Origin of the sequence: Streptomyces niphimycinicus (assembly GCF_018883605.1) — a bacterium.
GTDB lineage: Bacteria > Actinomycetota > Actinomycetes > Streptomycetales > Streptomycetaceae > Streptomyces > Streptomyces niphimycinicus.
The window spans coordinates 1-532 of sequence record NZ_JAHLEM010000883.1; the positions used below are offsets into that span (position 1 = coordinate 1).

The 532-nt window shown below is 71.1% G+C and carries 1 protein-coding gene; it reads left to right on the forward strand.

Annotated elements, in window-relative coordinates; all coding sequences use genetic code 11:
• Positions 1–60: 60 nt before the first annotated feature.
• The coding region (locus KN815_RS44735) for a polyketide synthase dehydratase domain-containing protein (RefSeq protein WP_253209637.1) at positions 61–532 on the forward strand (472 nt) is incomplete at its 3' end.

Genomic DNA, 532 nt, shown 5'->3' on the forward strand with positions numbered 1-532 from the left:
GAGGCGTCGGCTGTGGAGGTGTGGCCGCCGGTGGGTGCGGAGCGGGTTGGAGTGGAGGGGGTGTATGCGGCGTTGGCGGAGCGCGGGTATACGTATGGGCCGGTGTTCCAAGGACTACGGGACGCCTGGCGGCGCGGAGACGAGGTCTTCGTCGAGGTGGCGGTTGCCCAGGAGAGCCGGGGGGACGCGGCCCGGTGCGCGATCCATCCCGCGCTGCTCGATGCCGCGCTCCATGGGGTGCGCTTCGGCGACTTCGTAACCGACGACGGCCAGGCTTATGTGCCGTTCTCCTGGAGCGGCGTCACCTTGCACGCGGTCGGTGCGACGGTCCTGCGCGTCACCCTGACCCCGGCCGGCCGCGACGCGATCGCCCTCCGGGCCACGGATGTCACCGGCGCGCCCGTCCTGTCGGCACGCTCACTGGCTCTGCGGCCGGTCTCCGCTCAGCAGCTCGACGACGGACGGGGGAGCAGGACCGATGCGTTGTATCGGGTGGAGTGGGTGGATGTGGGTGTGTGTGGGTTGGGGTCGT